The organism is Paenibacillus sp. 8b26 (assembly GCF_050626875.1).
Lineage (GTDB): Bacteria > Bacillota > Bacilli > Paenibacillales > Paenibacillaceae > Paenibacillus.
In genome coordinates this window covers 4,031,328-4,056,838 of the sequence record NZ_CP192445.1, presented here as the reverse complement: position 1 = coordinate 4,056,838, position 25,511 = coordinate 4,031,328, and the positions used below count along the sequence as shown (strand labels likewise).

General features: G+C 46.1%; 31 protein-coding genes and 1 other annotated feature. All 31 genes read right to left on the bottom strand.

What is annotated here, in order from left to right:
* Positions 1–27 precede the first annotated feature (27 nt).
* The 31 genes from rplX to rlmB all read right to left on the bottom strand — a co-directional run bounded on the left by rplX (position 28) and on the right by rlmB (position 25,503).
* Entirely contained in the window at positions 28–381 is a 354-nt protein-coding gene (gene rplX, locus ACQ4MX_RS18650) for a 50S ribosomal protein L24 (RefSeq protein WP_013312155.1), read from the bottom strand.
* A 36-nt stretch (positions 382–417) separates the two neighbouring features.
* Entirely contained in the window at positions 418–786 is a 369-nt protein-coding gene (gene rplN, locus ACQ4MX_RS18645; protein ID WP_007432573.1) for a 50S ribosomal protein L14, read from the bottom strand.
* A 34-nt stretch (positions 787–820) separates the two neighbouring features.
* A complete protein-coding gene (rpsQ, locus tag ACQ4MX_RS18640) occupies positions 821–1,084 on the bottom strand; it encodes a 30S ribosomal protein S17 (protein WP_025685934.1) in 264 nt (87 codons plus the stop codon).
* A gap of 50 nt (positions 1,085–1,134) precedes the next feature.
* The gene (gene rpmC / locus ACQ4MX_RS18635; protein WP_014278310.1) at positions 1,135–1,332 is read right to left on the bottom strand and encodes a 50S ribosomal protein L29; all 198 of its coding nucleotides are present in this window, start codon (positions 1,330–1,332) and stop codon (positions 1,135–1,137) included.
* Positions 1,322–1,756, bottom strand: coding sequence for a 50S ribosomal protein L16 (gene rplP / locus ACQ4MX_RS18630; protein WP_431086584.1), 435 nt, complete (start codon positions 1,754–1,756; stop codon positions 1,322–1,324). The genes rpmC and rplP overlap by 11 nt, the downstream gene beginning before the upstream one ends.
* Positions 1,757–1,758: 2 nt before the next feature.
* The gene (gene rpsC, locus ACQ4MX_RS18625; RefSeq protein ID WP_014278312.1) at positions 1,759–2,424 is read right to left on the bottom strand and encodes a 30S ribosomal protein S3; all 666 of its coding nucleotides are present in this window, start codon (positions 2,422–2,424) and stop codon (positions 1,759–1,761) included.
* A 13-nt stretch (positions 2,425–2,437) separates the two neighbouring features.
* Positions 2,438–2,770: a 50S ribosomal protein L22 gene (gene rplV / locus ACQ4MX_RS18620; RefSeq protein ID WP_013312157.1), complete on the bottom strand. Its 333-nt coding sequence runs from the start codon at positions 2,768–2,770 to the stop codon at positions 2,438–2,440.
* 36 nt (positions 2,771–2,806) lie between these two features.
* Positions 2,807–3,085: a 30S ribosomal protein S19 gene (gene rpsS, locus ACQ4MX_RS18615; protein WP_025685935.1), complete on the bottom strand. Its 279-nt coding sequence runs from the start codon at positions 3,083–3,085 to the stop codon at positions 2,807–2,809.
* Between the two features lie 72 nt (positions 3,086–3,157).
* Positions 3,158–3,988, bottom strand: a complete 831-nt coding sequence (rplB, locus tag ACQ4MX_RS18610) for a 50S ribosomal protein L2 (protein WP_134912313.1) — start codon at positions 3,986–3,988, stop codon at positions 3,158–3,160.
* A 30-nt stretch (positions 3,989–4,018) separates the two neighbouring features.
* Positions 4,019–4,309: a 50S ribosomal protein L23 gene (gene rplW / locus ACQ4MX_RS18605; RefSeq protein WP_013373266.1), complete on the bottom strand. Its 291-nt coding sequence runs from the start codon at positions 4,307–4,309 to the stop codon at positions 4,019–4,021.
* Complete coding sequence (gene rplD / locus ACQ4MX_RS18600; RefSeq protein ID WP_025685937.1) at positions 4,309–4,932, bottom strand: 50S ribosomal protein L4; 624 nt, start codon at positions 4,930–4,932, stop codon at positions 4,309–4,311. The genes rplW and rplD overlap by 1 nt, the downstream gene beginning before the upstream one ends.
* A 26-nt stretch (positions 4,933–4,958) precedes the next feature.
* Complete coding sequence (gene rplC / locus ACQ4MX_RS18595; protein ID WP_013312161.1) at positions 4,959–5,582, bottom strand: 50S ribosomal protein L3; 624 nt, start codon at positions 5,580–5,582, stop codon at positions 4,959–4,961.
* A gap of 32 nt (positions 5,583–5,614) precedes the next feature.
* Positions 5,615–5,923 (bottom strand): 30S ribosomal protein S10, encoded by a 309-nt coding sequence (rpsJ, locus tag ACQ4MX_RS18590; RefSeq protein WP_005544556.1) that lies wholly within the window; start codon positions 5,921–5,923, stop codon positions 5,615–5,617.
* Positions 5,924–6,261: 338 nt separating this feature from the next.
* Entirely contained in the window at positions 6,262–7,452 is a 1,191-nt protein-coding gene (gene tuf, locus ACQ4MX_RS18585) for an elongation factor Tu (protein WP_134912310.1), read from the bottom strand.
* A 93-nt stretch (positions 7,453–7,545) separates the two neighbouring features.
* Positions 7,546–9,624 carry an elongation factor G gene (gene fusA, locus ACQ4MX_RS18580; RefSeq protein WP_431086578.1) on the bottom strand — a complete coding sequence of 693 codons (2,079 nt, stop codon included), beginning with the start codon at positions 9,622–9,624 and terminating at the stop codon, positions 7,546–7,548.
* Between the two features lie 44 nt (positions 9,625–9,668).
* Positions 9,669–10,139, bottom strand: coding sequence for a 30S ribosomal protein S7 (gene rpsG / locus ACQ4MX_RS18575; RefSeq protein WP_007432586.1), 471 nt, complete (start codon positions 10,137–10,139; stop codon positions 9,669–9,671).
* Positions 10,140–10,189: 50 nt separating this feature from the next.
* Positions 10,190–10,612, bottom strand: a complete 423-nt coding sequence (rpsL, locus tag ACQ4MX_RS18570; RefSeq protein WP_007432587.1) for a 30S ribosomal protein S12 — start codon at positions 10,610–10,612, stop codon at positions 10,190–10,192.
* Between the two features lie 143 nt (positions 10,613–10,755).
* Entirely contained in the window at positions 10,756–11,007 is a 252-nt protein-coding gene (locus ACQ4MX_RS18565) for a ribosomal L7Ae/L30e/S12e/Gadd45 family protein (RefSeq protein WP_044647204.1), read from the bottom strand.
* 231 nt (positions 11,008–11,238) lie between these two features.
* Positions 11,239–14,853, bottom strand: a complete 3,615-nt coding sequence (gene rpoC, locus ACQ4MX_RS18560) for a DNA-directed RNA polymerase subunit beta' (protein WP_044647203.1) — start codon at positions 14,851–14,853, stop codon at positions 11,239–11,241.
* A 144-nt stretch (positions 14,854–14,997) separates the two neighbouring features.
* Positions 14,998–18,543, bottom strand: coding sequence for a DNA-directed RNA polymerase subunit beta (gene rpoB, locus ACQ4MX_RS18555; RefSeq protein WP_044647202.1), 3,546 nt, complete (start codon positions 18,541–18,543; stop codon positions 14,998–15,000).
* A gap of 342 nt (positions 18,544–18,885) precedes the next feature.
* Complete coding sequence (locus ACQ4MX_RS18550; RefSeq protein WP_431086574.1) at positions 18,886–19,500, bottom strand: class I SAM-dependent methyltransferase; 615 nt, start codon at positions 19,498–19,500, stop codon at positions 18,886–18,888.
* A gap of 147 nt (positions 19,501–19,647) precedes the next feature.
* The gene (gene rplL, locus ACQ4MX_RS18545; protein WP_025685943.1) at positions 19,648–20,013 is read right to left on the bottom strand and encodes a 50S ribosomal protein L7/L12; all 366 of its coding nucleotides are present in this window, start codon (positions 20,011–20,013) and stop codon (positions 19,648–19,650) included.
* Positions 20,014–20,082: 69 nt separating this feature from the next.
* On the bottom strand, positions 20,083–20,586 hold the full coding sequence (rplJ, locus tag ACQ4MX_RS18540; protein WP_044647200.1) for a 50S ribosomal protein L10: 504 nt from the start codon (positions 20,584–20,586) through the stop codon (positions 20,083–20,085).
* 72 nt (positions 20,587–20,658) lie between these two features.
* Positions 20,659–20,810, bottom strand: a sequence feature (ribosomal protein L10 leader region).
* A 68-nt stretch (positions 20,811–20,878) separates the two neighbouring features.
* Positions 20,879–21,571 carry a 50S ribosomal protein L1 gene (gene rplA, locus ACQ4MX_RS18535; RefSeq protein WP_014278322.1) on the bottom strand — a complete coding sequence of 231 codons (693 nt, stop codon included), beginning with the start codon at positions 21,569–21,571 and terminating at the stop codon, positions 20,879–20,881.
* Positions 21,572–21,659: 88 nt separating this feature from the next.
* A complete protein-coding gene (gene rplK, locus ACQ4MX_RS18530) occupies positions 21,660–22,085 on the bottom strand; it encodes a 50S ribosomal protein L11 (RefSeq protein WP_014278323.1) in 426 nt (141 codons plus the stop codon).
* Positions 22,086–22,158: 73 nt separating this feature from the next.
* Complete coding sequence (gene nusG / locus ACQ4MX_RS18525) at positions 22,159–22,692, bottom strand: transcription termination/antitermination protein NusG (protein WP_014278324.1); 534 nt, start codon at positions 22,690–22,692, stop codon at positions 22,159–22,161.
* Between the two features lie 22 nt (positions 22,693–22,714).
* Positions 22,715–22,906, bottom strand: a complete 192-nt coding sequence (gene secE, locus ACQ4MX_RS18520) for a preprotein translocase subunit SecE (RefSeq protein ID WP_013312170.1) — start codon at positions 22,904–22,906, stop codon at positions 22,715–22,717.
* Between the two features lie 20 nt (positions 22,907–22,926).
* Positions 22,927–23,076 (bottom strand): 50S ribosomal protein L33, encoded by a 150-nt coding sequence (rpmG, locus tag ACQ4MX_RS18515; RefSeq protein ID WP_023990562.1) that lies wholly within the window; start codon positions 23,074–23,076, stop codon positions 22,927–22,929.
* Between the two features lie 332 nt (positions 23,077–23,408).
* Positions 23,409–24,053: an RNA polymerase sporulation sigma factor SigH gene (sigH, locus tag ACQ4MX_RS18510; protein ID WP_016324748.1), complete on the bottom strand. Its 645-nt coding sequence runs from the start codon at positions 24,051–24,053 to the stop codon at positions 23,409–23,411.
* A 177-nt stretch (positions 24,054–24,230) separates the two neighbouring features.
* Entirely contained in the window at positions 24,231–24,752 is a 522-nt protein-coding gene (locus ACQ4MX_RS18505; RefSeq protein ID WP_431086568.1) for an NYN domain-containing protein, read from the bottom strand.
* A gap of 4 nt (positions 24,753–24,756) precedes the next feature.
* On the bottom strand, positions 24,757–25,503 hold the full coding sequence (gene rlmB, locus ACQ4MX_RS18500; RefSeq protein ID WP_431086566.1) for a 23S rRNA (guanosine(2251)-2'-O)-methyltransferase RlmB: 747 nt from the start codon (positions 25,501–25,503) through the stop codon (positions 24,757–24,759).
* Positions 25,504–25,511 lie beyond the last annotated feature (8 nt).

Below are 25,511 nucleotides of genomic sequence, written 5' to 3'. Positions count from 1 at the left end.
CATAGACCTCCTTTCTTTGAAAATTAATTAGTCGATCACTTCGCCAGAACGTTTTGCAATGCGCACTTTTTTTCCGTTGTCCAATACTTTGTAACCAACACGAGTTACTTTTCCGCTCTTCGGATCAATGTGCATAACGTTGGAAACGTGAATCGGAGCTTCTTTCTCGATGATGCCGCCTTGTGGATTCAACTGATTAGGCTTTTGGTGTTTTTTAATCATGTTAACACCTTCCACAAGCACACGGTTTTGACGAGGGTAAGCAGCGATAACGCGACCTTTTTTACCTTTATCTTTACCAGTAATCACCAGAACAGTGTCGTCTTTTTTGACGTGCAGCTTGTTGTTATGGGATTCCAGAACTTTTTTCACTTTTGGCATTTCGTACACCTCCTACAGGCACATTTTAAGGTGAATTTAGATCACTTCCGGAGCCAAGGAAACGATTTTCATGAAGTCCTTGTCACGAAGTTCACGAGCAACTGGTCCGAAAATACGAGTACCACGTGGGCTCTTGTCTTCTTTAACGACCACTGCTGCGTTCTCGTCAAATCCGATATAGGAACCGTCTTTACGGCGGATAGAACGTTTAGTACGAACGACAACCGCTCTTACTACATCACCCTTTTTGACAACGCCGCCTGGTGTTGCTTGTTTTACGGAACAAACGATCAGGTCACCAATTTGAGCTGTACGACGTCCCGTACCACCGAGCACACGGATACACATCAGTTCCTTCGCGCCGGAATTGTCAGCTACAGTCAAACGTGTAAATGGTTGAATCATTTATTTATCCTCCTTTCGGAAAAACTACACTACATTAAATTATAACAGCTTTTTCAATGATTTCGACCAGTCTCCAGTTTTTGTCTTTGGACAAAGGGCGAGTTTCCATGATTTTAACAGTATCACCGATTTGTGCGGTGTTGTTTTCATCATGAGCTTTGAATTTCTTTGTTACTTTGATACGTTTATGGTAGAGATCATGTTTTTTGTAAGTTTCTACAGCAATCACAATCGTTTTATCCATTTTATCGCTGACTACTTTACCGACTAACACTTTACGGGCATTACGTTCGCTCATTGTTGGCCTCCTTCCTAATTACAGGCGGAATCTCCACCCGGTCTGATATCTTAGCTAATCCCAAGTTCTCTTTCACGGATCACGGTTTTAGCACGAGCAATTTCCTTACGTACATCGCCGATCCGAGTCGGGTTATCAAGCTGACCGGTAGCGAGTTGAAAACGAAGGTTAAAGAGTTCTTCTTTGAACCCAGAGATCTTTTGTTCAATTTCAGCAGTGGTTAGGTTGCGAAATTCACTAGCCTTCATTTGCTTCACCACCCAATTCTTCACGTTTCACAAACTTAGTTTTGATTGGCAGTTTGTGAGCGGCAAGACGCATTGCTTCACGAGCAACCTCTTCCGGAACACCAGCAAGTTCGAACATGATCTTACCTGGTTTCACTACTGCAACCCATTTTTCTACGTTACCTTTACCACTACCCATACGAACCTCAAGAGGCTTCTGAGTAATTGGTTTGTCAGGGAAAATTTTAATCCAAACCTTACCACCACGTTTGATGTAACGAGTCATCGCAATACGAGCAGCTTCGATCTGACGGTTAGTAATCCATGCAGGTTCAGTAGCTTGCAAACCATACTCACCAAAGTTCAGTGTAGTGCCGCCTTTTGCACGACCCTTCATATGACCACGCTGTTGCTTACGATGCTTTACGCGTTTTGGTACCAACATGATTAGTTGCCTCCTTCCTGAGGAGCTTGTTTCTTAGCTGGAGGAAGAACCTCTCCACGATAGATCCATACTTTTACGCCAATACGGCCGTAAGTAGTATGAGCTTCCGCTGTACCGTAGTCAATGTCGGCACGAAGCGTATGCAGTGGAACTGTTCCTTCGCTGTACCCTTCGGAACGAGCGATTTCGGCACCGCCAAGACGTCCGCCTACTTGAGTTTTAATTCCTTTTGCTCCGGAACGCATAGTTCTTTGGATCGCTTGTTTCAAAGCACGACGGAAAGAAACGCGACGTTCCAATTGTTGTGCAATGCTCTCAGCAACCAAGATTGCATCCAGCTCAGGATTTTTAATTTCAGAGATATTGATGTGTACCTTTTTACCGCCTGCGATTTTAGTGATTTCATTACGCAAGTTTTCAACTTCGGAACCACCCTTACCGATAACCATACCAGGTTTCGCAGTGTGAATCGTTACGTTGACGCGGTTAGCTGCTCTCTCGATTTCAACACGGGATACAGCGGAATCTTTCAATCTTTTTTTCAGATGTTCACGAATTCTAACGTCTTCCAGCAAAAGATCACCGAAATCTTTGCCTGCATACCATTTGGATTCCCAATCACGGATAATACCGATTCGGAGTCCGACGGGATTTACCTTTTGGCCCACACGTTTTCCCTCCTTATTTTTCAGATACCACCAGAGTAATATGACTGGTGCGTTTATTGATGCGGCTTGCACGACCCATTGCACGCGGGCGGAACCGTTTCATTGTAGGACCTTGGTTTACAAAAACTTGCGATACTACCAACTTGTTCACGTCCAAAGAGTAGTTGTGGTCTGCATTTGCAATAGCAGAGTTCAACAGCTTCTCAACGACCGGAGAAGCTGATTTCGGAGTGTGACGAAGAATTGCGATCGCCTCACCAACCTGCTTACCGCGGATCAAATCGATAACGAGTTTAACTTTACGAGCGGAAATCCGTACGGATTTAGCATGTGCTTTTGCTTCCATTGAGTTTACCTCCTCTCAAACACTACGCTGTGTTGATTATCTTCTTGTTTTCTTATCGTCATCCGTATGGCCTTTATAGGTACGTGTTGGAGCGAATTCGCCCAATTTGTGTCCGACCATATCTTCCGTTACGTATACTGGCACGTGTTTACGACCATCGTATACACCAAACGTATGTCCGATAAATTGTGGGAAAATCGTAGAGCGACGGGACCAAGTTTTGATCACGACTTTTTTGTCCGATTCGTTCAAAACCTCTACTTTTTTCAGCAGGTAACCATCAACGAATGGTCCTTTTTTGAGACTGCGACCCATGTATGAATCCTCCCTTCGTTAAAACGTTGTCGTTCCTTAATATGTTAACGTGCGACTTAAGCGCACGTCTTATTACTTAGTACGACGACGAACGATGTATTTATCAGATGCTTTACCTTTTTTACGTGTTTTGTAACCAAGGGTTGGTTTACCCCATGGAGACATCGGAGATTTACGTCCGATTGGAGCGCGACCTTCACCACCACCGTGTGGGTGATCGTTAGGGTTCATAACAACACCGCGAACTTCAGGACGTTGTCCCAACCAACGGCTACGTCCGGCTTTACCGATCTTCACCAATTCATGGTCTTCGTTACCAACAGAACCGATTGTAGCGCGGCAAACTTTCAGAACACGACGAACTTCACCAGAAGTCAAACGAATAGTTACATACTTCTCTTCTTTACCAAGAAGTTGGGCTTCCGTACCGGCAGCACGAACGAGTTGACCACCTTTGCCCGGTTTCAATTCGATGTTGTGGATAACCGTACCTACTGGAATGTTTTCCAAAGGCAAAGAGTTACCGATTTTGATATCGGAACCTACGCCGGATACCACTTCGTCTCCTACTTTCAAGCCTTTAGGAGCGATGATGTAACGTTTTTCACCATCCACATAGTGGATAAGTGCGATGTTGGACGTACGGTTCGGATCATATTCGATCGTAGCAACGCGGCCCGGTATTCCATCTTTGTTACGTTTGAAATCGATAATACGGTATTTACGTTTGTGTCCACCGCCATGATGACGAACCGTAATTTTACCTTGGTTATTACGTCCAGCTTGCTTGCTCAGAGGCGCCAGCAACGATTTCTCGGGCTGATTAGTTGTGATCTCCTCGAAAGTAGATACAGACATAGCACGTCTGGCCGGGGACGTCGGTTTATACTTTTTAATTGGCACTGAGTTTCCCTCCTTACTTTACAGTTTCAATTATACCGTTTCAAAAAACTCAAGCGGCTTACTGTCTTTGCTCAGCGTTACGAACGCTTTTTTCCACTCGCTCGTATAGCCGGAATGACGGCCGTAGCGTTTTGGTTTTGCAGGAACACGAAGCGTGTTTACGTTACTTACTTTCACGTTAAAGATCGCTTCGATTGCTTTTTTAACTTCGACTTTATTGGAACGAATGTCTACCTCGAAAACGTATTTCAAGTCATTCATCATACCAGCCGTACGTTCGGTGATTATCGGACGTTTGATAATATCACGAGGATCCTTCATTACGCGAGCACCTCCTCTACCTTCTGAACTGCTTCCTTCGTAATGATCAGTTTGTCGTGTCCAAGCACGTCAAGAACATTAATGCCGTCTGCGGATACAAACTTCACACCAGGAATATTACGAGCGGACAGAGCCACATTATCATCATAACTAGGAGCTACGATCAATGCTTTACGGTCAGCTTTAAGGTTGTTCAAAATGGCTGCGAATTCTTTCGTTTTAGGTCCGTTCAGTGTAAGAGCGTCCAATACGATGATTTCATTCTCAATCACTTTGGAAGACAAAGCCGATTTGATCGCCAAGCGACGAACCTTTTTAGGCAATTTGTAAGCATAGCTGCGTGGAGTCGGACCAAATACAGTACCGCCACCAACCCATTGCGGTGCACGGATCGAACCTTGACGAGCGCGGCCAGTACCTTTTTGTTTCCAAGGCTTACGTCCGCCACCACGTACTTCAGAACGTCCTTTTACTTTGTGAGTGCCTTGACGCAGGGAAGCCAATTGCATAACAACAGCGTCATGAAGAACGTGTTTATTCGGTTCGATACCGAATACTGCGTCGTTCAATTCAATTTCGCCAACTTGACTGCCGCTAATATTAAAAAGTGCTACTTTTGGCATTTCGTGTTCCTCCTTTCTTCAGTTGTTTATTTTTTCACCGTTTCTAGTACTTTAACGAAGCTGTTTTTAGGTCCTGGAATGGAGCCTTTCACGAGCAATACATTACGTTCTGTATCGATCTTAACAACTTCAAGGCGTTGGATCGTTACCGTTTCATGCCCCATGTGTCCTGGCAGGTGTTTACCTTTAGGAACGCGGTTAGCTTGAATGGAGCCCATCGAACCTGGACCTCTGTGGTAACGCGAGCCGTGTGCCATTGGTCCGCGGCTTTGTCCCCAACGTTTGATAACACCGGCAAAACCTTTACCTTTAGAAATACCTGTTACGTCAACGAATTCGCCTTCTGTGAAGACATCAGCCTTCAGTTCTTGGCCAACCTCGTACGCAGCAAGGTCGATGCCACGAAGTTCACGAACGTAGCGCTTAGGTGCAGTATTTGCTTTTTTCGCATGTCCTGCTTCAGGTTTATTGGATCTTTTTTCTTTTTTATCAGAGAAACCGAGTTGAATAGCTTCGTATCCATCGTTTTCCAGATCTTTCTTTTGCAGAACAACACAAGGGCCCGCTTCGATAACCGTAACAGCAAGTACGTTACCTTCAGGGGTAAACACTTGAGTCATTCCGAGTTTTTTTCCTAAGATACCTTTCATGTTGACACCTCTTTTCTTTTCCTAATCACAAATTACAATTTAATTTCGATATCTACACCGGACGGCAGGTCCAAGCGCATCAAGGCATCCACAGTTTGTGGAGTCGGGTTAACAATGTCGATCAGACGCTTATGTGTGCGCATTTCGAACTGCTCCCGGGAATCCTTGTACTTGTGTACCGCACGGAGAATAGTAATGATTTGTTTTTCAGTTGGCAGCGGAATTGGTCCGGATACACCTGCGCCCGAACGTTTAGCTGTTTCAACAATTTTCTCAGCGGATTGATCAAGAATTCTGTGGTCGTAAGCTTTCAAACGAATACGAATCTTTTGCTTTGCCATTTTAGTCCCTCCTTCTATCGCCCAATTTGGTATCGGACATACTCCGTGAAAATTTTCCGACATCCCTCCCATGGCAAAGGGGCCGGGTGTGTCAGTAACCTCTCACATCATCGCACAGTCACAAACAACATTAGTTATTATATCTAATAGTTCTGCCTATTGCAAGCAAAAACGAAAAAACAATGTATCTTATTTTGAAAAGATACAATTGTACTCGCAGCTCGCGATTTATTCAAGAGAAAAGCCCCCGCACTAGGGCGGGGGCTTCTTTTAGCTCCGTTCCAATACAATGTTACTCGTTCCAGTACAATGTTGCTTTATTTAAAGGCCAAAGCCTCTTATTTGGTGATTGTTGCTACCGCACCAGCGCCAACTGTACGTCCACCTTCACGAATAGAGAACTTAGTTCCTTCTTCGATAGCGATTGGGTTGATCAGTTGAACAGTAACTGTGATGTTGTCACCAGGCATTACCATTTCGGAACCTTCTGGCAAAGTGATGATACCAGTTACGTCAGTTGTACGGAAGTAGAACTGTGGACGGTAACCAGTGAAGAAAGGTTTGTGACGTCCACCCTCTTCTTTAGTCAAAACGTAGATTTGAGCAGAGAATTCTGTATGAGGTTTAACAGAACCTGGTTTAGCCAATACTTGGCCGCGCTCGATTTGTGCACGATCTACACCGCGAAGCAATGCGCCGATGTTATCGCCAGCTTGAGCGGAGTCAAGCAATTTGCGGAACATTTCTACGCCTGTTACTACGGATTTACGGGATTCTTCTTGAATACCGATGATTTCGATTTCGTCGCCCACTTTAACAGTACCACGCTCTACACGGCCTGTAGCAACTGTACCACGACCTGTGATGGAGAATACGTCCTCGACAGGCATAAGGAAAGGCTTTTCAGTGTCGCGTTCTGGAGTTGGGACGTAAGTGTCGATTATTTCGAACATTTCAACGATTTTCTTAGCATAGTCACCCTCTGGGTTTTGCAGAGCTTCACGAGCGGAACCACGAATGATTGGAGTGTCGTCGCCTGGGAAGTCATATTCGCTCAGCAAGTCACGAACTTCCATTTCAACCAGTTCCAACAACTCTTCGTCTTCAACCATGTCACATTTGTTCAGGAATACAACGATGTAAGGAACGCCTACTTGGCGGGACAACAGGATGTGCTCGCGAGTTTGCGGCATTGGGCCGTCAGCTGCGGATACAACCAGAATCGCTCCGTCCATTTGTGCAGCGCCAGTGATCATGTTTTTAACATAGTCGGCGTGACCTGGGCAGTCAACGTGTGCATAGTGACGGTTAGGTGTTTCGTATTCCACGTGTGCTGTGGAGATTGTGATACCGCGTTCGCGCTCTTCTGGAGCTTTATCGATTTGGTCGAATGCTACAGCAGCACCACCGTAAGTTTTGGACAATACAGTTGTGATTGCAGCAGTCAAAGTAGTTTTACCATGATCGACGTGACCAATAGTACCGATGTTAACGTGCGGTTTGTTACGTTCAAACTTAGCCTTTGCCATTTGAACAATTCCTCCTCAATAACTTGTTTTATTTTTAGGCTGCCGGTTCCTCTTGGAAAAACCTTGATTATACCGGTCAGCTGATACATTGTATTACTCGCCGCCTTTGGTTTTGGCAACGATCTCTTCAGCAATGCTCTTCGGAACTTCTTCATAATGAGAAAGCTCCATGGAGAACACGCCGCGTCCTTGTGTACCGGAACGAAGTGTAGTCGAGTATCCAAACATTTCGGACAAAGGCACCTTTGCACGAATGATTTGAGCTCCACTACGGGAATCCATACCTTCAATCCGGCCACGACGGGAGTTCAACATACCCATTACGTCACCCATGTATTCCTCAGGAACCGTTACTTCAACTTTCATAATCGGCTCAAGCAATACTGGTTTACATTTGTCTTTCGCTGCTTTCAGCGCCATTGATCCGGCAATTTTAAACGCCATTTCATTGGAATCGACATCATGGTATGATCCGTCCACGATTGTAGCTTTAACGTCCACAAGCGGGAAGCCTGCGATAACGCCGTTTTTCATTTGTTCCTCAATACCAGCAAGAGCAGGAGCGATGTACTCTCTAGGAACAGAGCCGCCGACTACCTTACTTTCGAATTGGCTACCAGTACCTGGCTCAAGCGGTTCGAACTCAACCCATACGTGACCATATTGACCACGACCACCGGATTGACGAACGAATTTACCTTCGACACGTGCTGGAGCACGGAACGTTTCGCGGTAAGCAACCTGTGGTTTACCCACATTGGTTTCCACCTTAAACTCACGACGCATACGGTCGATGATGATATCAAGGTGAAGTTCACCCATACCTGCCAAGATGGTTTGACCTGTTTCTTCGTTAGTATGAGCGCGAAGAGTTGGATCTTCTTCGGTCAATTTACCGAGGGCAACAGACATTTTATCTTGGTCAGCTTTGGTTTTAGGCTCAACTGCGATTTCGATAACCGGATCAGGGAAATTCATGGACTCGAGAATAACTGGATTCTTCTCATCACACAGTGTATCACCTGTACCTGTATCTTTCAAACCTACGGCTGCCGCAATATCACCGGAGTAAACTACAGTGATTTCTTGACGGCTGTTCGCATGCATTTGAAGAATACGTCCGATACGTTCGCGCTTGCCTTTTGTTGCATTCAATACGTATGAACCGGATTGAAGAGCACCGGAGTATACACGGAAGAATGTCAGCTTACCAACGTAAGGATCCGTCATGATTTTGAAGGCCAATGCGGAGAATGGCTCTTCATCGGAAGAGTGACGTTCAACTTCCGTACCGTCTTCCAAATGTCCTTGAATACTTGGCACGTCAGTAGGAGCCGGCAAGTAATCGAGAACAGCATCCAACATCAGCTGAACACCTTTGTTACGGTAAGAAGATCCACAGATAACTGGGAAGATTTTAACTTCTACAACACCTTTACGGAGAGCGGCTTTAATTTCGGCAACCGAAATTTCTTCACCTTCTAGGTATTTCATTGTCAAATCTTCGTCCAGTTCAGCAACCTTCTCAATCAATTCATTACGGAGTTCTTCAACTTTATCTTTGAATTCCGCAGGAATTTCGACTTCTTCGATATCTTGACCAAGATCATCTTTGTACATATGAGCTTTTTGTTCAACGATATCGATGATACCAGTAAAATCATTTTCTGCGCCGATTGGCAATTGAATCGCAACTGCGTTCGCTTGAAGGCGATCACGCATGTCGGAGACAACATTCAGGAAGTCGGCACCAATGATATCCATTTTGTTTACATATGCGATCCGTGGAACGCCGTAGCGATCAGCCTGTCTCCATACGGTTTCGGACTGAGGCTCAACGCCTTCTTTCGCACTGAAAACACCAACTGCTCCGTCCAATACACGAAGGGAACGTTCAACTTCAACAGTGAAGTCAACGTGCCCCGGGGTGTCGATGATATTGACGCGGTGACCTTTCCAGGCAGCGGTCGTCGCAGCGGAAGTAATCGTGATTCCGCGCTCTTGTTCTTGTTCCATCCAGTCCATTGTCGCAGCGCCTTCGTGAACTTCACCGATTTTGTGCGTACGTCCTGTGTAGAACAAGATCCGCTCTGTTGTTGTGGTTTTACCCGCGTCAATATGAGCCATGATCCCGATATTACGTGTATTCGTCAAGGAGAACTCTCTTGCCATGAAATGGGTCTCCCTTCAAAATTGAAATTTTTTTGAACTGAATCCTACCAACGGTAGTGAGCAAACGCTTTGTTCGCTTCAGCCATTTTGTGCGTATCTTCGCGTTTTTTCACGGAAGCGCCTGTGTTGTTGGAAGCGTCGATAATTTCAGCCGCCAAACGCTCTTCCATAGTTTTCTCACCGCGGTTGCGGGAGTAGTTCACGAGCCAACGTAAACCCAGGGAAGTACGTCTTTCTGGTTTTACCTCGATTGGTACTTGGTAGTTGGCACCGCCGACACGGCGTGCTTTAACTTCCAGGACTGGCATGATATTCTTAATAGCTGCTTCAAAAACTTCCATCGGGTCATTCCCCGTACGTTCTTGGATAAGCTTGAACGCATTGTACAGAATGCTTTGAGCAACGCCTCGTTTTCCGTCGAGCATGATGCGGTTGATCAGGCGGGTAACCAACTTGCTGTTATATACCGGATCTGGCAACACGTCTCTTTTGGTAACTGGACCTTTGCGTGGCATGGATATCCCCCTTTCTTACATGTTAAACCGATTTATTCGGTTTATATTCATTAGGATTTTTTAGCTTTGGGGCGTTTTGCGCCGTATTTGGAACGAGCTTGCATGCGGTTGTTTACGCCTGCAGTATCCAAAGCACCGCGAACGATATGGTAACGTACACCTGGAAGGTCTTTCACACGACCCCCGCGAATCAGCACTACGCTGTGTTCTTGCAGGTTGTGTCCGATACCCGGAATGTAAGCAGTCACCTCTACACGGTTCGTCAAACGAACACGAGCATATTTACGAAGTGCGGAGTTTGGTTTTTTTGGAGTCATAGTACCTACACGAGTGCATACTCCGCGTTTTTGCGGGGCACTGATGTCGGTAGCTTCACGTTTCAAGGCGTTAAAACCTTTTTGCAAAGCCGGTGATTTCGATTTCTCGATTTTGGCTTGACGTCCTTTACGAACCAGTTGGTTAATAGTTGGCATTGTGGTTGCCACCCCCTTCCTCAATTTTTCCTGTTGCTTCACAAACCATTTCTAAGCCCACAGACCCAGGCGGTTCATAAAAGAACAAATGAAAAGTCTTTGCCGCCAAGAATTCATTCTCTTAGACAAAAACGTTCCTTACCCTATTGTTTTACGATAGCAGCCATAGCGGCTCCCACTTCAATCCCACATGCAGCTCCGAGATTTTTCATTGTATCTACCAGAGTCACCTTGACTCCTTGCCTGTTGCACAAAGCAATGATGTTGGAAGTGAGACGTGGATCTGCGTCTTCTGCCACATATACTTCAGAGGCGAAGCCCAATTCGACCATACGTATGGTTTGTTTGGTACCGATTTTGACATGAGCATCTTGCAGTCCCTGTTCTTTAGACATATCTCATTCCTCCGAAAAGACACAATAGCATATAGGCTGCTCACGCACCTTTGCTATATTAGCATTGACTATAAGCAATGTCAAGAAAATTATCGACTATAGTCTACTTAACAAAGCAATATATTTCATTTCGAGAAAAAAGCGCCGGAACACCGTCTGATAGAGCATAATCTAAAAGCTCCATCAGAGAACGAATGTTCCGGGCCCATCATGCCATTTGTTAATGTTATATTACTCGGCCGAAATCGGTTCGAGTTCTTCGGAAGAGGATTGCTCCCCTTCCGGTTGGGCAAATTTCACACTGCGGTAACGGTTCATACCTGTACCCGCAGGGATCAACTTACCAATAATAACGTTCTCCTTCAGACCAAGCAACTGATCGACTTTGCCTTTTATAGCCGCATCGGTCAGCACGCGAGTGGTCTCTTGGAAGGAAGCTGCTGACAAGAAGGAGTCAGTTTCCAGAGATGCCTTGGTGATACCAAGCAGAACCGGTTTGGCTACCGCTGGCTCTTGGCCACTGAGAATTGCTGTCTTGTTCGCATTTTCATACTCGTGCACATCAACAAAGGAGCCTGGAAGCAGCGTGGTATTCCCCGCATCAAGGATACGGATTTTACGCAACATTTGACGAATCATAACTTCCACATGCTTATCATTGATTTCTACGCCCTGATTCCGATATACGCGTTGAACTTCCTGAAGGATATAGTTCTGTACCCCGCGAATACCTTTAATGCGCAGCATTTCTTTAGGGTCGATTGAACCGTCTGTCAGTTCATCCCCGGCTTCAACAGTCATGCCTTCGCTTACGCGCAGACGAGAACCATACGTAACCGAATAAGTTTTCGTTTCAGCTTCACCCTGAATATCGATCTCACGGCGATCTTTACCTTCACGAATTTCTTTAACTGTACCGTCAATTTCACTGATGGTTGCCTGACCTTTAGGATTACGTGCTTCGAAAAGCTCCTGAATACGCGGCAAACCTTGTGTAATATCGTCGCCCGCTACACCGCCTGTGTGGAATGTACGCATTGTAAGCTGGGTTCCTGGTTCACCAATGGATTGTGCCGCGATAATACCAACTGCTTCACCAATCTCAACGTGTTTGCCAGTAGCCAGATTGCGACCGTAGCATTTCTTGCAGACGCCATGTTTGGCACGACAGCTCAGTACTGAACGAATTTGAAGCTTTTGTACACCAGCTTTAACAATTGCTTCCGCTTTGTCGGAATCGATCAATTCGTTACGGCCAGCCAAAATCTCGCCAGTCTCCGGATGACGTACCGTTTCAAAGCAATAGCGACCTTCCAGACGGTCATACAGATCCTCAATAACTTCTTTACCGTCCTGAATACGGCTTACTGTAAAGCCTTTGTCCGTTCCGCAATCTTCTTCACGCACGATAACATCCTGCGCCACATCGACAAGACGACGAGTCAGGTAACCTGAGTCAGCCGTACGAAGCGCTGTATCCGCCAAACCTTTACGCGCTCCGTGAGTGGAGATGAAGTACTCGAGTACTGTCAAACCTTCACGGAAGTTCGATTTAATTGGGAGCTCGATAATACGACCGGATGGATTCGCCATCAGACCACGCATACCGCCGAGCTGGGTAATCTGTGATTTGTTACCCCGCGCTTTGGAGTCTACCATCATCATGATGGAGTTATAGCGATCCATGGACTTCATCAGCACTTCGGTAATATCATCTTTCGCTTTGGACCAAATATCAATAATCCGGTCATAGCGTTCCTCGTTCGTAATCAGACCACGACGGTATTGATTCGTTACGACTTGCGCTTTGTCCTCAGAACCTTTAAGAATTCCTTGTTTTTCCACCGGCACGATAACGTCCGACACAGCAACAGTTACACCTGAACGAGTAGAATACGTAAAGCCAAGCTGTTTGATTTTATCCAAAATCACAGCTGTTTCTGTTGTATGGTAAGTTTCAAAGCAACGGGCAATAATGTTACCAAGGTAATCCTTACCTACCCCGTTAGCTTGCGGAGCATTTTGAATCGCTTCTGTAAGGTTTACACCCTTTTCGTAAACAAAGAACTCCTCAGCAGTACCATAAAGCAGGTTAGCACGGGTAGCATCATTGATGTACGGGAAGCTGGCCGGAAAAATTTCATTAAAGATAATTTTACCAACCGTAGTGATCAGCATCGCATCCTGTTGTTTTTCCGTAAAGCTCGTTTTATTCAAAGCTTTAACCGGAATAGCTACACGAGCATGAAGACCCGCTGTACCGCGCTGGTAAGCGGATATAGCCTCGTTCATATTGCGAAGGATCATGTTGCTGCCTTCTTCTTCTTTGTTATCCATAGTCAGATAGAAAGAACCAAGGACCATATCCTGGGAAGGAGTAACAACAGGTTTGCCGTCTTTCGGATTCAAAATGTTACCGGATGCCAGCATGAGCAAACGAGCTTCTGCTTGGGCTTCCGCAGACAATGGAACGTGAACCGCCATTTGGTCACCGTCAAAGTCGGCATTATATGCCGTACATACGAGCGGATGCAAACGGATTGCACGTCCTTCAACCAAAATCGGTTCAAACGCCTGAATACCGAGTCTATGCAGCGTAGGGGCACGGTTCAGAAGAACCGGATGCTCCCTGATTACTTCTTCGAGCACATCCCATACTTCTGCGCTCACGCGCTCTACTTTACGTTTCGCGCTCTTAATGTTGTGTGCAAGACCTTTGTTCACAAGTTCTTTCATGACAAAAGGCTTGAACAGTTCCAATGCCATTTCTTTCGGCAAACCGCATTGGTACATTTTCAAGTACGGACCTACAACGATAACGGAACGACCGGAGTAGTCAACACGTTTTCCGAGCAAGTTTTGACGGAAGCGTCCTTGTTTACCTTTCAGCATATGGCTGAGGGATTTCAAAGGACGGTTACCCGGACCTGTAACAGGGCGGCCACGACGACCATTATCGATCAGGGCGTCAACAGCCTCCTGCAGCATCCGTTTTTCATTTTGTACGATAATATCCGGAGCACCCAGATCTAGCAGGCGTTTCAGACGGTTGTTACGGTTAATAACACGGCGGTACAAGTCATTCAAGTCAGAGGTAGCAAAACGTCCACCATCCAGCTGTACCATCGGACGAAGCTCCGGAGGAATAACAGGCAGCACGTCCATGATCATCCAGTCCGGCTGGTTGCCGGAGTTACGGAACGCCTCAATCACTTCAAGACGCTTGATCGCACGGTTGCGGCGTTGTCCTTGAGCTGTACGCAGCTCTTCTTTCAGGAATTCCAGTTCTTTGTCTATATCCAAATCTTGAAGGAGCTTCTTAACCGCTTCAGCACCCATACCTGCCTGGAATCCGTAGCCGTATTTTTCACGGTAGCTGCGGTATTCTTTCTCGGACAGGAGTTGCTTTTTCTCCAATGGCGTATCTCCTGGATCAGTTACAACATAAGATGCGAAGTAAATGATCTCTTCCAGAGATCTTGGAGACATATCAAGAGCAAGACCCATACGGCTCGGAATGCCTTTAAAGTACCAAATATGCGATACAGGGGCAGCCAGCTCGATGTGACCCATACGCTCACGACGAACCTTAGCGCGGGTAACCTCTACACCACAACGGTCACAGACAACACCTTTATAACGCACGCGCTTGTACTTACCGCAATGACATTCCCAGTCTTTCGTAGGTCCGAAAATTTTCTCGCAAAATAGTCCTTCTTTTTCCGGTTTAAGCGTACGATAGTTAATCGTCTCCGGTTTTTTGACTTCTCCGCGGGACCAAGAACGAATCTTTTCGGGGGAAGCAAGCCCGATTTTCATATATTCGAAATTGTTAACGTCCAACAAGGAGCAACCCTCCTTAACCAAATCCTGAGTTTTTAGGTTTGATACCGCCCGGCAGCACCGGGCGGTATCAAGAAGCCCGATCCATCCTGTAGAAAATGGATCGAGGCATATAACAAAGCTGATATGATTCAGTCAGCAGACAGACTACTCTACGCCAACCTCAGAGCCTTCCAGATTCAAACTCAGCTTGTCGCTGGTTGTATCATCTTCATCATCAAGCTCTCTCATTTCGATCTCTTGTTCGTCTCCGGACAGAATCTTCACGTCCATACCCAAGCTTTGCAGCTCTTTGATCAAGACCTTGAATGATTCAGGCACACCCGGTTCAGGTACATTTTCACCTTTGACGATGGATTCGTATGTTTTAACACGTCCAACCACATCATCGGATTTGACAGTCAAAATTTCCTGAAGCGTGTAAGCCGCGCCGTAGGCTTCCAGTGCCCATACTTCCATCTCCCCGAAGCGCTGACCACCGAATTGAGCTTTACCACCCAACGGCTGTTGCGTAACGAGAGAGTAAGGACCTGTAGAACGAGCATGGATTTTATCGTCAACCATGTGCGCCAGTTTGATCATGTGCATGACACCGACAGTAACTTCACGTTCAAAACGATCACCGGTACGTCCGTCATACAACACCGTCTTACCATTGCGCTGCATGCCTGCCTCTTCCATCGTATCGAACACGTCATACTCCTTGGCACCATCGAATACAGGCGTTGCTACATGAATACCAAGACGCATTGCAGCCATACCCAGATGAATTTCAAGCACCTGTCCGATGTTCATCCGTGAAGGTACACCCAGCGGATTCAGAACGACTTGTACTGGTGTACCGTCCGGAAGGAACGGCATATCTTCTTCAGGCAAAATACGGGCAACGACACCCTTGTTACCGTGACGTCCGGCCATTTTATCGCCTTCGGAAATTTTACGTTTTTGAGCAATATATACACGAACCAGTTGGTTTACGCCTGGTGGCAGTTCGTCGCCATTCTCACGTGTAAATACTTTTACGTCCACAACAATCCCGTCTGTTCCGTGAGGAACTCTCAAAGAAGTGTCGCGAACCTCGCGTGCCTTCTCACCAAAGATCGCATGCAAGAGGCGCTCTTCGGCTGTCAGCTCCGTTACACCCTTAGGCGTTACTTTACCAACGAGAATGTCACCTGCGCCGATTTCGGCACCAATGCGGATAATTCCACGCTCATCCAGATTACGGAGCGCTTCTTCACCGACATTCGGAATATCACGGGTGATTTCTTCCGGTCCAAGCTTCGTGTCGCGGGCTTCGGATTCGTATTCCTCAATATGAATGGAGGTGTATACGTCTTCCTTAACCAGCTTCTCACTCAGCAGGATCGCATCCTCGTAGTTGTAACCTTCCCAAGTCATAAAGGCAACGACAACGTTACGTCCCAATGCCAGCTCGCCCATCTCTGTGGAAGGACCATCTGCGAGAATATCGCCAGCTTTCACCACATCGCCTCTATTGACGATTGGACGTTGGTTAATGCACGTTCCTTGGTTTGAACGCATAAATTTGTGTAATTTATACTTAATTATGTCGCCCTTCACTTCAGAACCATCTACTGTTTCGATGCGACGCAGCCAAATTTCGTTAGCTGAAGAACGTTCGATTACACCGTCGTATTTGGATACAATACATACCCCGGAATCCTTCGCAGCCTTATGCTCCATTCCTGTTCCGACCAAAGGAGACTTCGGAATCAACAAAGGAACGGCCTGACGTTGCATATTGGAACCCATCAACGCACGGTTCGAGTCATCGTTCTCCAAGAACGGAATCAGTGCAGTTGCCACTGACACGACCTGCTTAGGCGAAACGTCCATATAGTCAACACGGCTACTTGCCATTGGAATGATGTTATCAGACTGCTTGTTGTAACGGACAATGACAACTTCTTCCTTAAAAGTGCTGTCCTCTGTCAGTTCCTCATTTGCCTGGGCTACGATGTAGTTATCTTCTTCATCAGCCGTCAGGTAATCAATTTGGTCTGTAACTTTTCCGGTTTTCGGATCTACCCAACGATAAGGAGCTTCGATAAATCCGTACTCGTTGATACGTGCGAAGGTAGACAAGGAGTTGATCAAACCAATGTTTGGTCCCTCTGGCGTCTCGATAGGACACATACGACCGTAGTGACTCGGATGGACGTCACGTACTTCCATGCCTGCGCGTTCACGTGTCAAACCGCCGGGTCCGAGTGCGGACAAACGGCGTTTGTGTGTCAATTCAGCAAGTGGATTCGTCTGATCCATAAACTGGGACAGCTGGGAGCTACCAAAGAACTCCTTGATCGAAGCAATAACCGGACGTATGTTAATCAGCGCCTGTGGCGTAATCACATTAGCATCCTGAATCGACATTCTTTCGCGCACCACGCGTTCCATACGGGATAAACCGATACGGAACTGGTTCTGGAGCAATTCACCGACAGAGCGCAAACGACGGTTGCCCAAATGGTCAATATCGTCCGTGCTTCCGATTCCGTGAAGTAAGTTAATAAAATAACTGATGGAGGAAATAATATCGGCAGGCGTAATATTTTTAACCGATTTATCAATATTTCCGTTGGCAATCAGCTTAACAACTTTACCATCCTCAATCGGCGAGAATATATCGATCGTTTGAAGAGGAATATCGTTGCTTTCCAGCACGCCAGTAGCAACATGATACGTACGGTGTCCTACCGATTCCTCAAGCTGGGCCAAAATCTCGTCCAACAGGCGGCGATCCACCATTTGTCCTGCTTCAGCGATGATTTCACCGGTTGTCGTATCAATCAAAGTCTCAGCAAGTCGTTGATTGAACAGACGGTTTTTGATGTGAAGCTTTTTATTGATTTTGTAACGGCCTACGTTGGCCAGATCATAACGTTTTGGATCAAAGAAACGTGCAACGAGCAAGCTCTTTGCATTATCCAGTGTAGGTGGCTCACCCGGACGAAGACGCTCATAAATCTCAATCAGCGCTTTTTCCGTAGAGTCCGTGTTGTCTTTATCAAGAGTATTACGGATATATTCGTCATTGCCGAGCAAATCCAGAATCTCAGCATCAGTGCCAAAGCCAAGCGCACGCAGCAACACCGTAACCGGAATTTTACGGGTACGGTCAATCCGGACATAGATAATGTCCTTCGCATCCATCTCCAGTTCGAGCCAAGCCCCCCGGTTAGGAATTACCGTTGCGGTGTATGTTGTTTTCGCATTCTTGTCGACTTTTGTGCTGAAATAGACGCTGGGAGAGCGAACCAACTGGCTGACAATAACCCGTTCCGCACCGTTAATAATAAACGTACCCGTATCAGTCATCAGCGGGAAGTCTCCCATGAATACTTCCTGCTCTTTCACTTCCCCGGTCTCTTTATTAATAAGCCGGACTTTTACCCGAAGCGGTGCTGCGTACGTTACGTCGCGTTCCTTTGCGTCGTCAACGGTATATTTGGGTTCTCCGAGAGAATAATCGATAAACTCCAAAATCAGATTTCCTGTGAAATCCTGAATTGGCGAAATATCCCGAAACATTTCCCGCAATCCTTCCTCCAAAAACCAATCATAGGATTTTTGCTGGATCTCAATCAGGTTCGGAACCTCGAGTACCTCGTTAATACGTGCATAACTGCGCCGAGTGCGTCGACCATATTGAACAAGATGTCCTGCCAACTTAAACTCACCCCTCATGTCTACTCACTTTAAAAATTCATTGCGAACCTTTGTTTGTGACCTTATAATAAGACACATACAGAAGATTCAATCCACAAATACAGAAAAGCCCTTACTCGAATGCATTCGAAAAAAGAGCGACGTATCTGCAGAATCCTCTTACCGGAAGATCTTCATCACTTGTAGATTTGCCCAAAATGATTGTATTATACGTAATAGGTATAAATACTATACCCTTCTACGCATAAATCTATTGACATTTCAACAAACTAAAGCCATGGAGGGCATCCTAATACTGACATTTTATAATAATATCACAGACCAGGACTCAAGTCAATGGTCCTATTGCATTTTTCTAAAACTTTTTTTCGCCTTCAAAATACGATAACCTTTATCCTTCGTAACTTCCTCCACACGTCCGAAAAGGCTCTCGATTTTAGCGCTTGCCGAAGGGGCACCCTGCTTTTTCTGTATAACCACCCACAAAGTTCCACCTTCATTTAAATGTTCATAGGCAAGCTCGAAAATGGTATGCACCGTTTCCTTACCCGCACGTATAGGTGGATTCGTTAGAATCACGTCAAAACGATCATCTTTCACTTGCTCAAACAGATCGCTTTGCTTTATGGTCACATTGGTAATCCCATTCCGTTCCGCATTCTCTATTGCTAGTTGAACGGCTCGCTCGTTAATATCCACCATTGTAACGTGACCATGCGGTACAAGCGTAGCTGCCGTCAAACCAATCGGTCCATAGCCACACCCTACATCCAGCACTGAAGCCTGCGCAGGAAGCTGCATCGCCTCAATCAACACACGGCTACCGTAATCAATTCCCTGCTTCGAGAAAACGCCTGAATCGCTGGCAAAACGGTATGTCAGCCCCCGCAGCACTGTTTCCAGGCTCCGCCGTTCGTGTGCCGTCTCTGGCCGTTTGGAGTAATAATGATCAGACATTCATGACCACCTCCTTGGTTGTAATACCATCATAGCCTTCACTATTACGTTTCAGACATGCTTGTACTGCCGATTTACAGCAACAAACCCCTTGAAGATCACCTCAAGGGGTTTGTTTTAGTGCATTGTCTGCTAAATAGCAGTCAATTATTTCACTTCTACGGAAGCGCCTGCTTCTTCCAATTTTGCTTTCAAGGAATCAGCTTCTTCTTTCGCGATTTTTTCTTTCAGTGGTTTTGGAGCGTTGTCAACCAGTTCTTTTGCTTCTTTCAGGCCAAGACCTGTGATTTCGCGAACTGCTTTGATAACGTTGATTTTGGAAGCGCCAGCGCTTGTCAAAATTACGTCGAACTCGGATTGCTCAGCTTCTGCTGCGCCACCTGCTGCGCCGCCTGCTACAGCTACTGGAGCTGCTGCAGTTACGCCGAATTCTTCTTCGATTGCTTTCACGAGATCGTTCAGTTCCAATACGGACATACCTTTAATTGCTTCCAAGATTTGCTCTTTACTCATGGTTGAACCTCCATTTAAATTCTTATTTTTTTGTTTTCAATCTGCTATACAGCAGCTTTAATCCTTAACTTATGCGCTTTGCTCTTCTTTTTCTGCAACAGCTTTAACTGCAAGCGCAAAGTTGCGCATAGGAGCTTGAAGCACGCTGAGGAGCATGGAAAGGAGACCTTCGCGGGATGGCAGTTCTGCCAGCGCTTTAATTTCCTCAACACCGATAACACGGCCTTCTACAACTGCACCTTTCAGTTCCAGCGCAGTGTTTTTCTTAGCGAAATCATTCAAGATTTTAGCTGCAGACACTGCATCATCTTTGCCGAACGCGATTGCAGTAGGACCTGTCAATACTGCGTCCAGTTCAGTCAATTCTGCTGCCGCAGTTGCACGACGGAGCAGCGTGTTTTTCAGCACTTGAAATTCGATTCCGGCTTCGCGAAGCTGCTTACGCAGCTCAGTTACTTGGGCAACATTCAGACCGCGATAGTCAGCAACCACAGTTGTTACGCTCTCGCGCAATTTTGCAGCTACAACTTCAACAGCTTCTTGTTTTGCTTGAATCACTTTTGCATTTGCCAAACTGTACACCTCCTGATCAATTTATCCGCTTTGCTCGACCGACCTATCCGGCGGTCGCACAAAGCTACCTTCATGAGCATGAAAAAAGCCTCCGTAGAGTACGAAGGCTTGATAAATCTACATGAACAGGACAAGCCCGTCACATGAAACGTTCTATCATAACACCTCGGTAGGAGATTAAGCCCGAAGGCCCCTACTGTCTACGGTAAGCATATTCAACTTTAATGGTCAGTCACACGGACTCACAACTTTTACAGAATAACAAAATCAATTGAACGTGTCAATCAAAATATTATTTGTAAACAGATGCGTTCACACGAGCACTTGGTCCCATAGTCGAAGAAATAGCGATGTTTTTCAGGTAAACACCTTTAGCAGCCGCTGGCTTCGCACGGTTCAAGGCTTCGATCAAAGCTTTAAGATTCTCGTTCAGTTGTTCAGCACTGAAGGATGCTTTGCCGATTGGCGCATGAATTTGACCCGCTTTGTCGAGACGGTATTCGATTTTACCAGCTTTGATTTCTTGAACAGCCTTGGCAACGTCGAAAGTAACTGTGCCTGCTTTAGGGTTTGGCATTAAGCCTTTACCACCGAGCAAACGACCCAGTTTACCAACCTCACTCATCATATCAGGTGTCGCAACGCAGACGTCGAATTCGAACCAGCCTTGTTGAATTTTGTTGATCATATCTTGATCGCCAACAAAATCAGCGCCAGCCGCTTCGGCTTCTTTCACTTTGTCACCTTTTGCAAATACCAGAACGCGTTGTGTTTTACCCGTACCATGTGGCAGGACAACAACACCACGAACAGCCTGGTCTTGTTTACGGGAATCTACGCCCAGACGGACTGCTGCTTCAACAGTTTCGTCAAATTTAGCAGTTGCGCCTTTTTTCACCAATTCAACGGCTTCTAAAGGCTCATAAGTCGCTTCGCTGTCGATCAGCTTAGCGGCTTCCAAGTACTTCTTACCATGTTTAGCCATAATCTTTTCCTCCTTATGTGGTATTAGCGGATATTCCTCCCACACTTGCCGGACAGTCAAACTGCCGGCACACGAAGACTAATATAAATTAATCTACGATGGTGATACCCATGCTGCGAGCAGTACCTTCAACCATACGCATTGCCGATTCTACGGAAGCTGCGTTAAGGTCAGGCATTTTTTGCTCAGCAATTTGACGAACGGTAGCGCGATTTACAGTTGCAACTTTCGTTTTGTTCGGTTCACCGGAACCTTTTTCGATTTTAGCAGCAACTTTCAACAGCACAGCAGCCGGTGGAGTTTTGGTGATGAACGTAAAAGAACGATCTTCAAACACCGAAATTTCAACCGGGATGATCAGGCCTGCTTGATCAGCAGTACGAGCATTGAACTCTTTACAGAATGCCATGATGTTGACACCTGCTTGACCCAAAGCTGGACCTACTGGAGGCGCTGGATTAGCTTTACCTGCAGGGATCTGCAGTTTTACCATTTTGATTACCTTTTTTGCCACGGATGACACCTCCTTGACTCAATAGTGGTAGACGGACCTAATGATCCTCCCACAAGAAACCTGTAAGAAAAATCTATATTTTCTCCACCTGAGTATAATCTAACTCAAGCGGGGTTTCCCGTCCAAACATGTTGACGTGAACCTTAAGCTTGCTCTTCTCAACCAAAATTTCTTCCACGGAGCCCACAAAATTCGCAAAAGGACCAACTTTAATTCGCACGGATTCCTTAACATCGAATTCAATCTTCGGTTTCGGCTCTACCATGCCCATATGCTTCAGAATCTGTTCAACTTCTTCTGGAAGCAAAGCTGTCGGTTTGGAACCCGAGCCTGTTGATCCTACAAATCCCGTAACACCTGGTGTGTTGCGCACAACATACCAAGAGTCGTCGGTTTGAACCATTTCGACCAAGACATAACCAGGGTATACTTTACGCATAACGGTCTTTTTCTTACCGTCCTTGGTTACCAGTTCTTCTTCCATTGGAACAAGAACGCGGAAAATCTTGTCCTCCATGCCCATGGACTCAACGCGTTTCTCCAAATTGGCTTTGACTTTGTTCTCATACCCTGAATAGGTATGAACGACGTACCATCTTTTTTCCATATCAAGCCACCTGGAACCCTTCCTAGATAATCGCTTCGATCACAGCGGAAATGCCGATATCGAGAACCCAAAAATAAATCGTGACAAACGCAATCGTCCCAATGACAATCAGCGTATAGTTGGTCAGTTCTTTACGATTGGGCCAGCGAACCTTCTTGAGTTCAGCCCAGCTTTCAGAGAAAAAGGAAAACAGAGACTTGAAACTGCGTTTCACGCCGACTACACCTCCAAAAACTATCTGGTTTCCCGATGAGAAGTCTGTTCGTTACAGGACTTACAGAATTTCTTCATCTCCATGCGGTCGGGGTGATTACGCTTGTTTTTAGTCGTTGTGTAATTTCTTTGTTTGCATGTTGTACAAGCCAAAGTAATAATTACCCGCATGATGTGCACCTCCCGAAGACATCCAACACCGGAAGTCTCATAATTGATCCTAAAAAAAACCGCGAATTTAGGCCTACCTAAAACACTTTATCACACGCGGTTTTCCATGTCAACGAATGTTTGCATACATTTCGCAGTCCCGGCTGTGGTGCATTTTAACATCTGTTCATCCTTATAAAATCATCTCTGAAAAACCTCTCCAAGATCCATGCGATATCTATTATTTATCTTTTTAGTATAAATCATTCTTCACACATATAAACCTGCATATCCTGCCCTTAACGAATAAAAAAAGACTCGGACTCGAGCCTTTTCCCTGCCAGCCTCTACTTTCAGCTATCCCTTACTTCCAAATACTTTTCAAGTTTGCGCTTGACCCGTTGCAGCGCATTATCAATAGATTTCACGTGGCGGTCAAGATCCTCGGCAATTTCCTGATATGAACGTCCGTCCAGATACAGCATAAGTACCTTCCGTTCCAGCTCGCTCAGAATCTCGGACATTTTGTCCTCAAGGCCTACAAACTCTTCCTGATTGATAATCAGTTCTTCAGGATCACTTACCTGTGTTCCGCAAATCACGTCCAGTAACGTCCGATCCGACTCTTCATCATAAATGGGCTTGTCCAGAGATACGTAGGAATTCAGAGGAATGTGCTTTTGTCGTGTGGCCGTCTTGATTGCCGTAATAATCTGCCTTGTAATGCACAGCTCGGCGAAGGCCTTGAACGAAGCAAGCTTGTCTCCCTTAAAATCACGAATAGATTTGTAGAGACCAATCATGCCCTCCTGAATAATATCCTCGCGATCAGCGCCGATCAGGAAGTAGGATCTGGCCTTGGCCCGCACGAAGTTCCGATATTTATTAATCAGAAACTCCAGTGCCTCCCCATCACCTTCATGGACTGCTCCGACAATGTCTTCATCATTTTTGTAATCAAACTTTGACAACATGATATCCTTGAGGTCCACACTCACTAACAATCCCTCCGGCTGCAACGCAAGATACCCGTTACTCTCTCAAATATAGGACAAGTATACGCGATGTAACCTGATACCGTCAACCACAACAGCCTAAAAAAGAAGAGCACTAACAAAATTGTCAATGGTTTCAAAATGGGGAACTATCCAATTACTGGATTTTCTTTTTCTGGATTATTCTCTTCTCCAGCGCTCGAACAGTTTTCGAAGCTCCGGGCTTAGCTTGGCATCCAGCGAATTGCGGGACAATTTGGCGCTATCCTGCTCTATCCGCTTTTTCACTTCCTTTTCAGATTCCTCAATCTCAATCAAAAGTTCACGCGCCGACACCCTGAGCGCTCCTTGTCCAAAAGCGACATGTTGTTCCACCTGATCACTTGTTGCTACATAAATGCTTCTTCTTCGGCTGCTTAGCTCCCGAACCAATCGCTCGATACACTCGTCAGCGGTCTCTTTTTCTTTTGTAAAATAAATCTGGACTTTACTCTGGGCATACGTTTTACCCAATCCTGGCACCCGGTAAGCATCAAATACGACGATGACTCTTCTGCCGGAATACGCCTGATGATCCGCAAGTCGTTCAAGCAGTCTGTCCCTCGCTTCCTGCATACCAGATTGTACCATTGCGGAAAGTTCGGGCCAGGCTCCAATCATGTTGTAACCGTCCACAAGCAGAACATCCCGCGTGTCAGCCATATCATCAGCCCCGTGCCTGTCGTCCGCGCAAAACTTCGTACATCACGACACCTGCGGCTACAGAAGCATTCAGGGAATTGATTTGCCCAGCCATCGGCAGCTTAACGAGTACGTCACATTTCTCACGGATCAAACGGCCTATCCCTTTATTTTCGTTACCAATGACAATAGCCACTGGTCCCGTGAATACACCATTTCCAAAAACCGGGTCCGTAGCTGTCACATCTGTGCCGACTACCCATACGCCTTCCTCTTTGAGGCGGTCGATCGTTTGCCCCAAATTGTTCACACGCGCCACTGGAACGTACTCAACCGCCCCCGCCGATGTTTTGGACACCGTTACAGTTACTGCCGCCGAACGTCTTTTGGGTACGATTACGCCATGTGCACCTGTACAGTCCGCTGTCCGAAGGATAGACCCCAGATTATGCGGATCTTCAATCTCATCCAATAGGATTAAAAACGGCTCCTCTCCCTTGCTACGAGCAGTTGTGAGCAGTTCTTCCACTTCAACGTAGGCAAAAGGTGCAGCCTGTGCAACCACTCCCTGATGCTGTATTCCCGGAACCATTTGATCAAGCTTACGCTTGTCCACCTGTAACACAATGATCCCCGCTTTTTTAGCCTCAGCCGTAATGGGCAATGTCAGGTGCTTTTGTGCATTATCCGCAATCCATATTTTATTTATCGTTCTGCCTGAACGAAGCGCCTCCGTTACCGAATGCTTACCGGCAATCCATTCTTCTTCCATATCTAGCT

Coding starts and splice junctions, on each gene's coding strand:
- rplX (WP_013312155.1), bottom strand. CDS start 381: ATGCCAAAAGTGAAAAAAGTTCTGGAATCCCATAACAACAAGCTGCAC.
- rplN (WP_007432573.1), bottom strand. CDS start 786: ATGATTCAACCATTTACACGTTTGACTGTAGCTGACAATTCCGGCGCG.
- rpsQ (WP_025685934.1), bottom strand. CDS start 1,084: ATGAGCGAACGTAATGCCCGTAAAGTGTTAGTCGGTAAAGTAGTCAGC.
- rpmC (WP_014278310.1), bottom strand. CDS start 1,332: ATGAAGGCTAGTGAATTTCGCAACCTAACCACTGCTGAAATTGAACAA.
- rplP (WP_431086584.1), bottom strand. CDS start 1,756: ATGTTGGTACCAAAACGCGTAAAGCATCGTAAGCAACAGCGTGGTCAT.
- rplV (WP_013312157.1), bottom strand. CDS start 2,770: ATGGAAGCAAAAGCACATGCTAAATCCGTACGGATTTCCGCTCGTAAA.
- rpsS (WP_025685935.1), bottom strand. CDS start 3,085: ATGGGTCGCAGTCTCAAAAAAGGACCATTCGTTGATGGTTACCTGCTG.
- rplW (WP_013373266.1), bottom strand. CDS start 4,309: ATGAAGGATCCTCGTGATATTATCAAACGTCCGATAATCACCGAACGT.
- rplD (WP_025685937.1), bottom strand. CDS start 4,932: ATGCCAAAAGTAGCACTTTTTAATATTAGCGGCAGTCAAGTTGGCGAA.
- rplC (WP_013312161.1), bottom strand. CDS start 5,582: ATGAAAGGTATCTTAGGAAAAAAACTCGGAATGACTCAAGTGTTTACC.
- rpsJ (WP_005544556.1), bottom strand. CDS start 5,923: ATGGCAAAGCAAAAGATTCGTATTCGTTTGAAAGCTTACGACCACAGA.
- tuf (WP_134912310.1), bottom strand. CDS start 7,452: ATGGCAAAGGCTAAGTTTGAACGTAACAAACCGCACGTTAACATCGGT.
- fusA (WP_431086578.1), bottom strand. CDS start 9,624: ATGGCAAGAGAGTTCTCCTTGACGAATACACGTAATATCGGGATCATG.
- rpsG (WP_007432586.1), bottom strand. CDS start 10,139: ATGCCACGCAAAGGTCCAGTTACCAAAAGAGACGTGTTGCCAGATCCG.
- rpsL (WP_007432587.1), bottom strand. CDS start 10,612: ATGCCAACTATTAACCAACTGGTTCGTAAAGGACGTCAAGCCAAAATC.
- ACQ4MX_RS18565 (WP_044647204.1), bottom strand. CDS start 11,007: ATGTCTAAAGAACAGGGACTGCAAGATGCTCATGTCAAAATCGGTACC.
- ACQ4MX_RS18550 (WP_431086574.1), bottom strand. CDS start 19,500: ATGTCTGATCATTATTACTCCAAACGGCCAGAGACGGCACACGAACGG.
- rplL (WP_025685943.1), bottom strand. CDS start 20,013: ATGAGTAAAGAGCAAATCTTGGAAGCAATTAAAGGTATGTCCGTATTG.
- rplA (WP_014278322.1), bottom strand. CDS start 21,571: ATGGCTAAACATGGTAAGAAGTACTTGGAAGCCGCTAAGCTGATCGAC.
- nusG (WP_014278324.1), bottom strand. CDS start 22,692: ATGGAAAAAAGATGGTACGTCGTTCATACCTATTCAGGGTATGAGAAC.
- rpmG (WP_023990562.1), bottom strand. CDS start 23,076: ATGCGGGTAATTATTACTTTGGCTTGTACAACATGCAAACAAAGAAAT.
- ACQ4MX_RS18505 (WP_431086568.1), bottom strand. CDS start 24,752: ATGGCTGACACGCGGGATGTTCTGCTTGTGGACGGTTACAACATGATT.
- rlmB (WP_431086566.1), bottom strand. CDS start 25,503: ATGGAAGAAGAATGGATTGCCGGTAAGCATTCGGTAACGGAGGCGCTT.